Origin of the sequence: Neobacillus driksii (genome assembly GCF_013409995.1) — a bacterium.
GTDB lineage: Bacteria > Bacillota > Bacilli > Bacillales > Cytobacillaceae > Neobacillus > Neobacillus driksii.
In genome coordinates this window covers 116,832-131,478 of sequence record NZ_JACCBX010000017.1, presented here as the reverse complement: position 1 = coordinate 131,478, position 14,647 = coordinate 116,832, and the positions used below count along the sequence as shown (strand labels likewise).

General features: G+C 37.8%; 15 protein-coding genes. 3 read left to right on the top strand and 12 right to left on the bottom strand.

Going from position 1 to position 14,647, the window contains the following annotated elements:
- Positions 1-445 precede the first annotated feature (445 nt).
- On the bottom strand, positions 446-1,252 hold the full coding sequence (locus tag F4694_RS28175; protein ID WP_179603231.1) for a CBS domain-containing protein: 807 nt from the start codon (positions 1,250-1,252) through the stop codon (positions 446-448).
- Positions 1,253-1,587: 335 nt separating this feature from the next.
- On the opposite strand from F4694_RS28175, the gene ppsA reads away from it, so the two are divergent.
- Positions 1,588-4,188, top strand: coding sequence for a phosphoenolpyruvate synthase (ppsA, locus tag F4694_RS28170; protein WP_179603230.1), 2,601 nt, complete (start codon positions 1,588-1,590; stop codon positions 4,186-4,188).
- A 104-nt stretch (positions 4,189-4,292) separates the two neighbouring features.
- On the opposite strand, the gene F4694_RS28165 is transcribed toward ppsA, so the two are convergent.
- Positions 4,293-4,517 carry a hypothetical protein gene (locus F4694_RS28165; protein ID WP_179603229.1) on the bottom strand — a complete coding sequence of 75 codons (225 nt, stop codon included), beginning with the start codon at positions 4,515-4,517 and terminating at the stop codon, positions 4,293-4,295.
- Between the two features lie 64 nt (positions 4,518-4,581).
- On the bottom strand, positions 4,582-5,037 hold the full coding sequence (locus F4694_RS28160; protein ID WP_308806816.1) for a DinB family protein: 456 nt from the start codon (positions 5,035-5,037) through the stop codon (positions 4,582-4,584).
- A 303-nt stretch (positions 5,038-5,340) separates the two neighbouring features.
- Between F4694_RS28160 and F4694_RS28155 the strand changes: the two genes are divergently transcribed.
- On the top strand, positions 5,341-6,702 hold the full coding sequence (locus F4694_RS28155; protein WP_179603227.1) for an MATE family efflux transporter: 1,362 nt from the start codon (positions 5,341-5,343) through the stop codon (positions 6,700-6,702).
- 88 nt (positions 6,703-6,790) lie between these two features.
- Here F4694_RS28155 and F4694_RS28150 read toward each other — a convergent pair whose 3' ends face one another.
- Complete coding sequence (locus F4694_RS28150; RefSeq protein WP_179603226.1) at positions 6,791-7,498, bottom strand: endonuclease/exonuclease/phosphatase family protein; 708 nt, start codon at positions 7,496-7,498, stop codon at positions 6,791-6,793.
- A 131-nt stretch (positions 7,499-7,629) separates the two neighbouring features.
- Between F4694_RS28150 and F4694_RS28145 the strand changes: the two genes are divergently transcribed.
- On the top strand, positions 7,630-7,992 hold the full coding sequence (locus F4694_RS28145; protein WP_257029441.1) for a hypothetical protein: 363 nt from the start codon (positions 7,630-7,632) through the stop codon (positions 7,990-7,992).
- An 11-nt stretch (positions 7,993-8,003) separates the two neighbouring features.
- Here the strand turns inward: F4694_RS28145 and F4694_RS28140 are convergent, their stop codons facing one another.
- The 8 genes from F4694_RS28140 to F4694_RS28105 all read right to left on the bottom strand — a co-directional run bounded on the left by F4694_RS28140 (position 8,004) and on the right by F4694_RS28105 (position 14,579).
- Entirely contained in the window at positions 8,004-8,591 is a 588-nt protein-coding gene (locus tag F4694_RS28140; RefSeq protein ID WP_179603225.1) for a hypothetical protein, read from the bottom strand.
- A gap of 189 nt (positions 8,592-8,780) precedes the next feature.
- The gene (locus F4694_RS28135) at positions 8,781-9,743 is read right to left on the bottom strand and encodes an NAD(P)-dependent alcohol dehydrogenase (protein ID WP_179603224.1); all 963 of its coding nucleotides are present in this window, start codon (positions 9,741-9,743) and stop codon (positions 8,781-8,783) included.
- The gene (locus tag F4694_RS28130) at positions 9,740-10,459 is read right to left on the bottom strand and encodes a DUF4386 domain-containing protein (RefSeq protein ID WP_179603223.1); all 720 of its coding nucleotides are present in this window, start codon (positions 10,457-10,459) and stop codon (positions 9,740-9,742) included. Before F4694_RS28130 ends, F4694_RS28135 begins: the two co-directional genes overlap by 4 nt.
- Positions 10,460-10,510: 51 nt before the next feature.
- Positions 10,511-10,735 (bottom strand): helix-turn-helix transcriptional regulator, encoded by a 225-nt coding sequence (locus tag F4694_RS28125; RefSeq protein WP_179603222.1) that lies wholly within the window; start codon positions 10,733-10,735, stop codon positions 10,511-10,513.
- 2 nt (positions 10,736-10,737) lie between these two features.
- Entirely contained in the window at positions 10,738-11,184 is a 447-nt protein-coding gene (locus F4694_RS28120) for a hypothetical protein (RefSeq protein ID WP_179603221.1), read from the bottom strand.
- 408 nt (positions 11,185-11,592) lie between these two features.
- Positions 11,593-12,753 carry an MFS transporter gene (locus F4694_RS28115; protein ID WP_179603220.1) on the bottom strand — a complete coding sequence of 387 codons (1,161 nt, stop codon included), beginning with the start codon at positions 12,751-12,753 and terminating at the stop codon, positions 11,593-11,595.
- A gap of 74 nt (positions 12,754-12,827) precedes the next feature.
- A complete protein-coding gene (locus F4694_RS28110; protein ID WP_179603219.1) occupies positions 12,828-13,904 on the bottom strand; it encodes a Gfo/Idh/MocA family protein in 1,077 nt (358 codons plus the stop codon).
- Between the two features lie 63 nt (positions 13,905-13,967).
- Complete coding sequence (locus F4694_RS28105) at positions 13,968-14,579, bottom strand: YesL family protein (RefSeq protein ID WP_179603218.1); 612 nt, start codon at positions 14,577-14,579, stop codon at positions 13,968-13,970.
- Positions 14,580-14,647 lie beyond the last annotated feature (68 nt).

The window sequence follows — 14,647 nt, the reverse complement described above, 5'->3', positions numbered from 1 at the left end:
TAACGGAAGGTTATTTGGCATGCACATTTTTAGTATAGCATGAGTTATTTTAAGTTTTTATTGAAAAATATTGACAAACTATTAGCTGGTTTAGTTTAATAAGAAATTCAGCAAAAAGGGGCACAAATCCTTCTTAGTAATAATGGTTTATAATGTCCTACAAAACAAAAAGACCAAATTGCCTGTATAGCAATTTGGTCCACAAAACCAATAACATTTTTATATACAACAAACACTACTTCTTACATTCCAAATTAACGGTTTGTGATAGGTATCCGAACCCGTTATCAATATAGGATGGTTTTTGTTATTCCTGGAAATTCCGAACAAAACTTGATAAACAAAGAAAAGACGTATGCCAATTCATACGTCAATTCTTGTGATATTTATTAAGAAAGCACACGAAAACAGTAATCTTTAATCATACGATTTCGGGATTTTTTCTCTAAATTCTTTCACATGCCTCTAATAACTTCTCTGTCTGTTCGATTAATGTAATCATTTCATTCCATGAATTTTGTGTATTTAAATCCTGTGAATGGGCTAAATTGTTGCGAAGAATCTCCAATTTTTTAAAGAAATCCTTCCCTTTACTTTTTGATTCAATCCCCAAAAGCTCCCGTAAAGGCTGTTCGCCTAATACGATGTCCCTCTTATCGCAAAGCTGCAGGCAATCACTTAGTTCAATACCTTCATTTCGAGCTTTTCTTTGTAAAAATAATTCCTCTGTCTGTTGGATCCGTTTGTCACTCAAGTGGCTTTTCCAGCCTTCCCCTTCAAAATACTCATGAATAATTCGATATAAATGCATTTCTACTAAGGAAATCACGCCAAATAAAAGCATGCGTATCGGTGGTTTTTGAAGATCGGCAAGTGTCACAACTTTGGTAATCCGGTTTCCTTCTATAATGAAAAGTCTATCAGTGTCTTTAAAAATAAAGAGCGTTTGAAGCAGCGGTGTGGAATCTGAAACAAGATCGGACGGGCTAAAGGAGCGAAAATAGTCCTTACACGTTCCCTCCCTCAAATCATCTCTTAGTACATATCCAATAACCCAGCCATTCTCTTCGACACCGATGACGTCATAGTCCTTTGAAATCATTTGGTCTCTTATCTGCTGTGCCTGATCATTCACATTGCAAGTAGCTAAAACCTCTGAAATACTGTTAACCGTTATATTTTTTTCAAATAATGAACGAAGACTTCTGTAAGTACTGACTTGATCTCGCTGTTGTACTGGGATGAATTCCATATGAACCTCCATCTTCTACTACATGACATGCTACAAATTTTAATAAATCTATTTTAACACTCTGAAATAATATTTCTAATATGTTTTATGTAATTGCTAATGGTAAACATATATTTATAGTATGAACTGAGGGTTTATGAGCTGTTATTCAGGGGTAGTAACCGGGGCATTTATTGCACGGCAAGGACGGTCTTATTTTGAAGATCGCACCTCTTCCTACTTCAATTATACCATAGATATAATGGGCGAAATAGACTGTTTATTCGTACTTTCTACTGCTAAAATGCAATAGTACTGTAATTTTGTGTTTATTATTCCGTTAGGAGAGATGTAGAATGTGTTCTCTGGTTCTCGGTTTTCAGGAAATAAAAACTACACAGCTTACGCTGGTTGGTGGAAAAGGATTAAATTTAGGAAGATTATCAACCATTCAAGGTATACAAGTACCAGGAGGTTTTTGTGTGACAACTGTAGGATTTCAGAAAGCCATTGAACAGATCGAAACGTTTCCAGCATTGTTAGATCAACTATCCATGCTAAAAATGGAAGATCGAGATCAAATCAGTGTAGTGAGCAGGAAGATTCGACAAACGCTTAAGGAAGTTAAAATTCCTTCTGATGTTGAAAAAGAAGTTACTCACTATCTCTCCCAGTTTGGCGATGAAAATGCTTATGCCGTTCGATCTAGTGCAACTGCTGAAGATTTACCACATGCCTCCTTTGCTGGTCAGCAAGACACCTTTTTAAATATCATCGGAAAAGAAGCCATCTTGGAGCATATTAAAAGGTGCTGGGCTTCCCTCTTTACGGATCGCGCGGTCATCTACCGTATGCAAAACGGATTTGACCACCGTCAAGTTTCTTTATCCGTTATCGTTCAAAAAATGATTTTCCCACAGGCATCAGGCGTTTTATTTACCGCTGACCCGATTACGTCCAATCGAAAGCTGCTATCCATTGACGCTAGTTTTGGGCTAGGAGAAGCATTGGTCTCTGGCCTAGTCACACCCGATTCTTATAAAGTACAGGAAGATAAAATCGTTGATAAGATGATAGCAGTCAAAAAATTGGCTATCTATGGACGAGAAGAAGGTGGAACAGAGACACAGCAAATCGATTCTAATCAGCAAAAGCTTCAAACACTTACTGATCAACAAATTTTACAACTGGCAAACATCGGAAGACAGATTGAAGATTATTTTGGGAGTCCACAAGATATTGAATGGTGTTTGGCTGATGATACCTTTTATATCGTCCAGAGTCGTCCTATCACTACTTTATTCCCCATTCCCGAAGCAAATGATCAAGAAAATCACGTCTATATATCTGTTGGTCATCAACAAATGATGACTGACCCCATGAGTCCATTGGGCTTGTCCTTTTATCTGTTAATAACTCCCGCACCCATGCGTAAGGCTGGTGGAAGACTGTTTGTTGATGTAGCACCAATGCTGGCTTCGCCTGTCAGCAGAAAAACAATATTAGATAACGCGGGAAAATCTGATCCGCTCATAAAAGATGCTCTCTTGACACTAATTGAGCGAGGAGATTTTATTAGACCATCAACAAATGATGAAAAAGCACCGATTCCTAGAAGAAACAATACAGATATTCTTGCCGAGATCGAAAACAATCCAACCATTGTTTCTGATTTGATTAAAAATAGCCAAACATCGATAGAAAAGTTAAAAAAAGACATCCAAACAAAATCAGGAATCGATTTGTTTGATTATATTCTAGAAGATATCCAGCAATTAAAGAAGATATTATTTGATCCACAAAGTTCGGCTGCGATTATGGCTGCTTTTAATGCTTCATCATGGATCAATGAAAAAATGAACGAGTGGTTAGGTGAAAAAAACGCAGCAGATACGCTTTCTCTCTCTGCACCAAACAATATTACTTCAGAAATGGGTCTGGCACTATTGGATGTTGCAGATGTGATTCGTCCTTATCCAGAAGTAGTTCATTATTTACAGCAGGTAAAAGATGATGACTTTTTGGATGAACTGGTTAAGTTTGACGGCGGTAAGGAAGCCCAAGAAGCTATAATATCTTATCTCAATAAATACGGTATGCGATGTGCTGGAGAAATCGATATTGCAAAAGCACGCTGGAGTGAAAAACCAACTACACTTGTCCCCATGATTCTGAGTAACATCAAAAAATATAAGCCTGGTGCTAGCAATCGGAAATTTGAGCAAGGGCGTCAGGAAGCCTTGAAAAAAGAACAAGATTTGTTAGAACGCTTGAAGCAATTACAAGATGGTGAACAAAAAGCCGAAGAGACAAAACGTATGGTACGCCTACTTCAGAAATTCATCGGATATCGTGAATATCCAAAATACGGCATGATTACTCGCTACTTCGTTTATAAAGAGGCTTTACTGAAGGAAGCACAACAACTCGTAAAAGCCAAACTTATTTATGCAAAAGAAGATATCTACTATCTCACTTTTGATGAACTTCACGAGGTAGTACGTACAAACAAACTGGATTATGAGATTATCAATAACCGAAAAGATCAATATCAATTTTATGATAAACTAACTCCCCCACGTGTGATCACCTCTGATGGTGAAATCATAAGGGGTCAGTACAATCGAGAAAATCTCCCTGCAGAGGCAATCGTTGGCCTCCCTGTTTCTTCCGGAATAATAGAAGGTCGTGCCCGTGTCATCTTAAACATGGAAGAGGCTGATTTCGAAGATGGCGATATCTTAGTCACCTACTTTACGGATCCTGGCTGGACACCATTATTTATATCGATAAAAGGGCTAGTTACCGAAGTTGGCGGACTAATGACCCATGGAGCCGTGATCGCACGTGAATATGGGTTACCAGCTGTTGTTGGAGTAGAAAATGCTACCAAGCTGATAAAAGACGGGCAGCGAATTCGCGTGAATGGAACAGAAGGATATATCGAAATACTCTAATGGCTGTATAATTTAGATAAAATTAACAGCACCACTTCTGTGCTGTCGTTAAAAAAAGAGTGCCAGGCACCAACTATTAAAGTAAATGGTACCTGGCACTCACTTTATTCAATTACTCTCGCCACATCTTTTCCGCAATTTTTACATTTGCCTTTAAGAACAATTGAAGGTGGTGAATCTTGAACGACGTAGTTTACAATTTGTACAACATCGCTACAATTTCCGCACCAAACATTCCGTTCGAGTTCTTTGCGTATTGCAGTTGGAATGGCAAGCCATTTTTTATTTGCAGAAAAAGAAACTACCTCTTGATTTGCTTTTTTAACCAAGCTGATCCCCCACTTTTTTTAAAAATCATGCTACTTAACTACCTAACAACACCCCATCTTTACATCATCTTCTAAATAAAATATAGTCAACGCTTATTGGTTCCTTGTTTGCTGCTCTTAGAAGTTGATTGATCTGTCCTCGATGGTACTGACCATGAAGAGCAACATGGGTTAAGATGTCCCTTATGGAATTATTGAATTCTGTACCGTTACTATTTTTATAAGAGACTAGTTGATCTAGATTAGAATTGGATAACGTTGAAAGTAATTCATCATAGTTGTGATGATTTTGATTAACCATCTCGACACATGATTCTAAACTAACTTCTTCCCAGATAGGTAAATGTGAACTATCTGCGCCTTTTAATCTAGTATTCCAAACGTTTTCCGCATGCAGAATATGGGAAAAGAGATTAATGGCCTTCTTGTTCTCTTGCCCGTTTTGTAAGGTTTCTAGAATTCGTTGATTGGCCCAATGTAAATGCTTAAACATAGATTGGATTGTTTCCAAGTAAGTCACCCTCCTTATACCTTATATTAATCTTTCTTTTGATCAAATAGCAATTCACGGTACGTGGTCACTAAATTTTGTATTTTATTTTCCTTGATGATGGTGTTATTAAATGAAACATTGCATGAAAACCCTATTGCATTTTTGTGCAATTTGCCAATTTACGATTATTTAAAAATAAACTAGTATGTATCAGATGATAAACCGTTTTCATAGCGGCGCGAGGGGGCGGCAGAATTCAACCAGATATACAATTACATAAAAAAATAGTAGCGTGACGATTTTATTATAAAAGGGACCGGTGGCACAATTATGAAACTGATTAAGGATATTCTTCGTTTGGCGATTCCATCAATTGCAACCTTTTCGTCCATGACGGTTACAGGTTTACTGGTCTTGATGATTGTTGGGAAATTAGGGGCAGCAGCCATTGCAGTAGTGGGAATCACCAACATTTTGATGTACAATTTATGGGCCATTTTTTCCGGAAACCAAGGAGCTATCAACTACTTGGTTGCTCAAAATTACGGCTCTAAGAATATGAAACTTGGCAATCAACGAATGCAGATTGCCATTGTTCTAGCAGCCTTTCAGACCATACTGTTATTTGGTGTCAGCTTTGTGTTTCCGCATTTTATTTTGGAAGTAATGGGTTCAAACGATACCATTCTCGAATTAGGTTCTTCTTATGTTCAAGTGCGAATGTACGCTATGATGTTCACTGTTTTTAATATTCTTTTCTACGCCTACATGAGAGCCACCGGGGATACACGTACACCGATGAATATCTCCATCATTAACAGTGTTATGGTGGTAATATTCACTTATGTTCTCGCCTATGGAAAGTTTGGCTTCCCTAACTTAGGATTGCAGGGAGCAGGCTGGAGTATGGTGGTGGCCGAAGGGATTACCCTGCTTTTGAATCTCTTTGTGTATTTCCGTTCTTACAACGAAAAATATTTTACCCGTTCTTGGGTACGAATGGAGCTAGCACAAGTTCGGTTACTATTGTTTGAAGGTTCGAAGCTGGGAATTACAGAATTATCTAACAGCATAGGAATGCTAGTGTTTACTGCCTGTATTACCCGTCTTGGCACAGTGGCCATTGCGGCCAATGAAATTGCTTTAAATATCCTGTCCTTCGGTTTTATGCCGGCAAATGGATTCGGGGCTGCTTCTACTGTTGGAATTGGGCAAGCGATTGGAAGAGGCAGACCGCTAGAAGCGAAGAAGTTCGGGTTAGTGACAGTTTATCTTGGTTTGGGATTCATGGCATTATTTTCCGTATGTTTATTCTTGTTTGCCGAGCCTGTCGCGAAACTCTATACATCTGAAACAGCGGTAGTAGTAACAGCCATTTCTCTGATTCATTTAGCTTCCTTTATTCAGCTCTTTAGTGGGGCTAACATCATTTTTGCCGGAGGATTAAGGGGTGTTGGTGATACCACCTTCCTTTCTCGGGCAGCCTTGGTGCTAAACTGGATTTTCTTCATTCCTTGTACCATTCTACTAACACAGGTGTTTGATTTAGGACAGACAGGTGCGTGGATCGCTTTTTCAAGCTTAATTGTTTTTCAAGGATTAACCAATGCTTTAAGGTACTTCTTTTACAAATGGAACTCAGCTCAAAGTAAAAATGTATCTATACCACAGGCAACTTCGGTTCATGTTTAAATAATAAGACTCTTAATGAATGTAGGGTTAGGGCCAATTTGATGATAATTGGCCCTTTTTTGGCTTTCAGTACTCCCTATTGCCCTTACTAATCAAATACAGCGCATAACGGGACGTGGTCGCTGAATTTAATCCATTTTTCATAAGTTCCAATTTCAAAATGTTTTAATCTAGAGAGAATGAGTTCTGAAGCAAACAAAAAATCAATATGAAAAGGGCTAGACTGTGCCTTTCTAAAAAAATGAGACGGGATTGTCTCCTCCCCGTGTTCTTCATTGAAATACATATGGTAAGCACTTTTAATGCCCTCGTTCTTTAGTAGCTCCACAACATCTGAATGGGTCCCTACCCTTTTAAAATGATCGAATATCTTATTGCTGTTCCAATCCCCAATGATAACACATGGCTTTTTCAGCAAAGTTTCATAATATTTTAAAGCGAGATAGATTTGTCCTATGTAACTATTGAATTGTGGTTTGGAATTTTGAGACCAAATCGCAAGTAAAATAAAATCGTCTTTACCAGTAACCTTCAACGGAATGATATAGCGGAATTCCCTATTGTAAGCAGGATGAAGTTCGATATGATAGGAATCATTTAAGGTCGCGATGCCAATCCCCTTGTTTAAATTGTCTCCATACCATAGAAACTGAGTAAGTGCTTGCAGATTACTGCTATTCCTCCATTTTTCAGGTGCTTCACATTCTGGAATAACAATAATGTCGGCCATATAGGGGAATACTTCTTCAATCTTATCGCGGAATCTCATTGCTGCATTCCATGTTACTAGTTTCATCCGTAGTCCTCCATGTTTTATTTCCTTATATTATACTTTAAAATTTCACAGTTTTTACAGTTCCGTCACATTAATATTCTAAAATATGGTAAATTTAATAAATAATAAAATTAATAGGGGTGTACAGCATAATGCCGATGGAACAAGAAACAATGGGTTTGTTAATAGGCGGTTTTTCAACCGTAATGGGGATCACCTTTATGATCGTTTTACGAATGTTTTTCTCGAAAAAACGCAAATCTTTTAGAACGGCTTATGGTTTAATCATGTGTCATTTAATACTATTTAGCCTTGCAGTCTATCAAGCGTTACGTGCAATTAGTTTTGACGGATACTATCCAATGGCCTCCGAAGAAATATCTTTACGTCTTGCTATCACAGGCGGTCTTTGGACAATCAGTATGGTATTTTTAATCCTCGGTATAATTAAATTTTCAGTTACAAAAAAACCCCTTTATGTGAGATCGTTTGACACTGTCCCACAAAAGAGATAATTTTTAGTTTACTAATTCTCTATTTTGATATTCTGGTTTATTTCTTTTAGGATCAGGTTCGAAATATTTTGACAATGGTGCATTACGGTATCTACTACTACATCGGAAGCGTATTCCAAAAAGTGAATCATAAAGTCTTTGTTATTCGGTTGAAGGAAAGTACCTATAAAATCAATTAACAGATCGTTTACTAGCCTGACATTGCAATAGACAAATTCTGCATTGGCTATTTGCTCTTCTTCAGTGGAACCTTTGTACACCATGTCCTTAAAACGAGGCATATTTTCGGCGAAGAAATTAGACTCGTTCATTTGTCTAGGGACGTCCAACATGAGCGTTTGAAATGTTTCTTGCGGAACAAACTTTTCTTCATCAATACAATGCTTTAAAAAAGCGATTGCTCGGTTCGTATTTCCAATCAAAAAGGTTACGTTCTTAAGTATCGTCTCTAAATAAGCTTCTTGCGAATTCGCACCTTGTTTTATTTCTTTTAATACTTGGGTCATTCTTTGTGGAAGCTCATCCTTTTTCCAATGGGGCTGGTTCATGACAGCGCTTAAAACACCTGCGGTTTGTTTAGATAATATTTCTTTAGACAATGTTTTTCTCTCCTATTTCACCATATTTACCTCTATAGAATAACACATTACCTTCATCATGAAACTCCCATATTTTTAGCTAGCGATGCTATGACAATATATGTAACTGCTAAAGAGCGTTAATCCTTTAAGATTAACGCTCCCCTTCCTTCAAAAAAAATGCATTCTATCCTTTAAAAAGCATTTGCCTCACACTACAGTTATTATTACATTTCCTTTTTTGTGACCCGTTTCCACGTAACGGTGAGCTTCGGCAAGATGTTCCAGCGGATATCGTTGATCGATAACTGCTTTGATCTTCCCAGACTTATAAAGCTCTGTAAGAAAGGTTAGATTCGCTTGGTTCTGCATTAGTCCTGCTGTCACAAAAATGGCTTTCTTGTTACTAAACACCGTAGTCTTCATCATGTCTAAAAGAATGGATAGAGAAAGTACTGTGGAAAGGTAGACGCCTCTTTGCGTGAGCGATCCTTTACATACTGCAAAGGATCGCTTTCCCACCGCATCAAAAATAACGTCATAGAGTTGACCGTTTTTCGTAAAATCCACCCGGGTATAGTCAATCACTTTATCTGCTCCGTGCGATTTTACCAACTCCACATTTGCACCGCTGCATACTCCTGTCACTTCCGCGTCCAAGTATTTCGCAATCTGTACGGCATAAATCCCCACCGCTCCAGATGCACCATTAATCAAAACACGTTGTCCGCGCTGAACCTTTGCTTTATCGCGAAGGAACGTCAATGCGGTGGGTGCACCATCACAGATAGCGACCGCTTCTTCACAGGACATTGCTGGAGGTATGATTGCCAGAGGGGTGTTTTCGTGCAGACATTTGTATTCAGCTTGGGCACCGAACGTCTTTGCACTTAACCCAAATACTTGGTCACCTACTTTATATCGTGTTACTTTTTTGCCAACAGAATCAATTATGCCTGACAGTTCCGTACCAAATATCGGGTTCTTCGGTCTTCTAAACCCGTATACAAGCTTAACGAAGGGTGAACCTTTTCGAAAGGTACAGTCTGATGGTCCGACGGAAGCGGCGTGTATTTTTATCCTGACTTCATGATCTTTCGGGATTGGCGTTTTTATCTCTTTGAGCTGAAAAACATCCGGAGTTCCATAATCTGTGCATATCATGGCTCTCATAAAGCTGCTTTCCTTTCTCTTTTTGCAGTGAGGGTCGTAATCGCATTTTCATTAAATCCTTTTACGATCAGCCATACGGCTAAAATCATTTCATTCGCTGCTACAGGCACCGCCAAAACGGCCCCCAAAAAAGAGATTTGAGGAAATACACCAAACATTACGAACAAGGAACAAACGAAAACACAAATGGCTCCTGTCATACCTAGGATGGAAATAAATCTGGGTACAAGCTTTGTTTTATAAAAGATATAACTATACATCACCGTATTGATACCAAGCATGAAAAGTGGACCAAGCATAAATGTCCAGTCATGTATTGCTTTTAGGATTATGCCTGAAGAGTGAAAAGATGAAGGATCTGGGGCTCCTGCTGCTACGAATTCTCGGCTTAGGGTTAAGAGGGACAATACACTGATGACACCAACTGTAATAATAATCGCTTCCAGAAACCTGAAGCAAACATGCCAAAGGGCGATTGTTTCATTATACTGTCTTAACAATGGAAACATGGTTGTGGCCGTTCCAACCGCTGAAACAACTAGCATTAATTCCATTACAGCTCCGAGTATCACTTGGTTGGCGTGTTCGGAACCTTTTAGTAAATAATCGGGACCGTTTAAGATCGGATCATATAAGTTTAGACCTATCACTGCTGTAACAGCAGCAAGTATAAACAGGACTCCCACAATTTTTGCAGCTTTTCTGTTTGAATTCATTTTTCTATCCCCTCACGTCATAAATTCAAAAACGTTAAGCATGGATTGTTCTTACTGCTTTGTGTGATCCCCATAAAAGAATACTTCTTCCAATGGTAAGTTGAAGGCATGAGCGATGCGAAAAGCTAGTTCCAGTGATGGGGAGTAGTTTCCCTTTTCGAGAGCTACGATGGTTTGCCTGGTTACTCCCACCTTGTCAGCCAACTGCTGCTGTGTCATTTCATCATGGTTGAATCGTAATTTACGGATGTGATTGCCGACAAGATTTTTACCCATTCTTACACTCCTCTCCGATAGTGATAAAGTTTTGTAACCGAGCCAGTGACATCTGAAATGAAACCTGAAGAAATCAGAATCATGAACATCACATGTAATGGCTGATAAAAGGCCAGCGATCCCATTGCAAACAGAAAACCAACGACAAACACAAAAAATGAATTTCGGAACGCTTTCAAGTTAATTAACTTATCTAATTCATCCGCAAATGCTGGTTCTTTTTCATTGGTCGTCATTCTAAATACAATGTTGAAAATAATGCTGATGATGATATGTGCGACGATTGAAAACAAAGTCAGGTTCAGGACGAAGGAACCCCAATAATGAAACACCTCACTCGACTCGACACCCACTCCTGGGTAGCGCGGGTACATGAACAAACAATACGAGACGAAAATGAGAATTGCACTAATGACCGAAACGATACTTTTCTTTTCTTGATACGTCATAATTCACCTCTTTAGTGTATGATTATTTTTACAAGAAGTTAAACTTGTTATACTAAATGTAAAGTAAACTATACATTGAGTCAAGTGGAATTTACAAAAATAGGCAGGGAACTTCCATATTGGGTAATGTGCCGGCCTGATGAAGAAGGGAAATGTAATTATTTCTACAGCAAACCAAAGCCCCTCTGATTGGATAAGATCAAAGGGGCTTTGGTTTGCTGATTATCTTTTTTTAAACTGCATCCTGCGAAAAAATTAGTACGTCTTGGCTGCTAACTTTGCAATCCACTTATGGATTTAGGAATTTATTTTTAAACTTTTACGCTTCCTACAAGCATTGTTTCTGTCTGTTCAATTAAAGAATTTCTTCTGAAAAAATTCATTTATAATTCGGTTCTCTTTATGCATCTATTTATTGTAACTAATAGATTGCTTATATTTACTTCCATGTTGGTTACGTGGAAACATCCATAGAAATATTGTACATAGAATGGCTAAAAGGGAGGCGAATTCGTACATATGACTAATGGTAATATAGTTTAAAACAAAGCCAGCGAGTATATTTCCCATTAGCCCGCCAAGCCCAAATGTAATAGCCCAATATAATGTTTGCCCGGTTGCACGATATCTTTCTGGGGTGATGTAGTCAACGTAAGCCACCGATACAAAGTACTGGATGCTAAATGATAGACTTAGAAGAATCTGCGATACGACTAAAATGGTAAGATTCGAACTAACACCTAATATCAACCATCTAATGGAATAAACAATTGCTACGATAGTCAGTAACATGGGATAGGAAAAACGTTTCATTAATTTTTTTGACATTGCAAATAGCGGTATTTCCAGTACCGATTTAATCAATAGGGCAAATCCAACCAGGGATATACTGGCGCCCAATGTTTTTAAATAAATCGCATAAAAAGAATTATTTGCATTGATCGTCAATTGCAAAACAAAATTGAAGATCAAAAAGATAATAAATGCTGGATTTTTTAATAACCCTATGGCTTCAGAGAATTTGAAATGCTTTTTTGCCCCTTTTTTTATCGGGAGACTTATTGCTAATAGAAGTGATAGTAGCAATAGAGAGCAATGTAGGACAAACATCAAAGGCAATCCAAAAAGGTCGAGGATTTTCCCTATTGAAATAACTCCTACAGCATATCCTAATGAACCCCATAAACGGATTTTCCCATAATCATTTCTTTCCTGTAAAAGCTCTAGTGCGGTACTATCGGCAATTGGTATAACGGCACTTTGAAATAATGAATAAATTATTGTTAGAATTAATAAATGCTGAAAATCCATGGATAATGGATAAAACAAAACAGTAATGGCGGAACCGAGTATTGTCAGAAATAGCGTTCTCTTAGGTGCATCCCAAAAATCCGTTAAAAATCCAAACAGCGGCTGGGAGCAGATCATGATTAATGGACCGACACCAAATAATACGCCTATTTCTGCCTTTGTTAGACCAAAATCTAAGTAATATAAATTTAGAAATTGCAAGGAACCCACACTTAGAAAAAAGCAGAAATAAAATGCTTTCAATAATTTATTATTCACTTGGGAGCACCTTCTATCTTGCAATTAAATAGAAGGCCATTACAGAAATGGCTTTTCTATCTTTATCATAACTATTAAACTTCCACTTCTTGTTCAAATGTAATTTCAATACCTTTTTCCGCTGATTCATATACTGCATTTAAAATTTTCATTATCTCAACACCGTCTTCAACAGGACTTAGTGTAGGTTTTTCACCAAAACAACTTAAGACAAAATGGTCGATTTCATTTTGAAATCCTTGGACAAAATCAAACTTCAAATTATCTACCTGTGGAGTAATATTTAAAATGGTATTGTGCTTTTCTGAAACCAAGAAAAGCTCTGGTTCAATTTCAACTCCACCTTTATCTCCATATAGTTTTACAGAAATCTCATCTTCTTTTGCATGGAGAGTGAAGCTAACATCCACCATGATCGAAGCACCATTGTCAAATCGAATGATGGCATTCGCAAGATCTTCCACCGAGTTATGATTTGGATCATAATCCGAAGCTTGATAAAAAGATAGATGATTGATATTGGAGCGATTTCCTAATTTTGAATAAGTGTTCCCACTTACTGATTTCACTTTTGGTTTCCCCATTAAATACCAGCAAAGATCAATGACATGAACACCCAGGTCAATCAACGGTCCCCCACCAGATCGCTCATTGTCAGCAAACCAGCCGCCCGGGTTTCCTAACCGCCTTAAGCAGGAAGCTTTCGCATAGTATATTTCTCCGATATCTCCAGCATCCATAAACTGTTTTACGATTTTCGTATTCGTGGCATATCTTCGGACAAATCCAACCTGGAGAAGCTTACCTGAGCGTTTAACTGCCTCCTGAACCTTGAGCGCCTCCTCCACTGTTTTACATAATGGCTTTTCTACTAGGACATGCTTTCCTGCCTCCATTGCTGCAATGGCAATTTCTGCATGCGAATTGTTCCATGTACAAATACTCACTGCATCAACAAGCGGATCGGCTAGCAGTTCATGATAATCTGTATAAACCTTTTGAATACTATAGGTTTGAGCTTTTGTTTCTGCTCTCTGTTCGTTTAAATCACAAACGGCATAAAGATTTGCACGTTGATTCTTTTCATACGACTGCAAATGTAAAGCTGATATGGATCCTGCCCCGATGACTCCAATATTTAATTTTGTCATAATAAACCTCTCCTTTTAAATGGTATCTGTAAATCAAATCACAACATTCCGAATTTTTTAATGTTATTTAGCCTTTAAAGCAATCTTATTTGCCTTTTCGATGGTGCTCGAAACCAATCGGTAATTAATTACCCCACATATGCTAAATGCACATACAAAAGGTAAAAATCGGGCAATTGTACATATGAAAATCATAATGACAAAAATCACGATCATCATAAGTGGTGAAAAAGGTCTTGCTGCTGACAGGAAGAATGCCTTTTTAACAAGTAGTTTAAGTGGCATATCATATTTGGCCATTATTGGATAGAGATAAAGTGACGTGGATATGAAAATGAATCCCAATAGCATTAAAACGGGAAAAAGGATTAATTTTAAGTTACCTTCCATATTCCAAATAATTTGAAAATCAACGATAAAAATAATGCTGCATACTATTTGAATAACGCCGATAAAGCTGCTTTTTAGTATATTTTTTTTAAAGATAGAAAAGAATGTGCTTAACATAGGTGGTTCAGACCCATTTTTCCACTCTTTCAGAATGCCGAACATGGCAACAGTTGCTGGAAATACCGTTATTACTGGGAGTGAAAAAATAATCCATAGCAGATTTAATAAACAATAATTTCCCATTGACGATAAGGCTCGCATTATCGCTCCATCATAAGATAACATTCTAGATTCCCCTCCTTTTCCTATCATTGTTAATGCTGCGCGTTTGGAGAGAATAATCCCAATTTAGA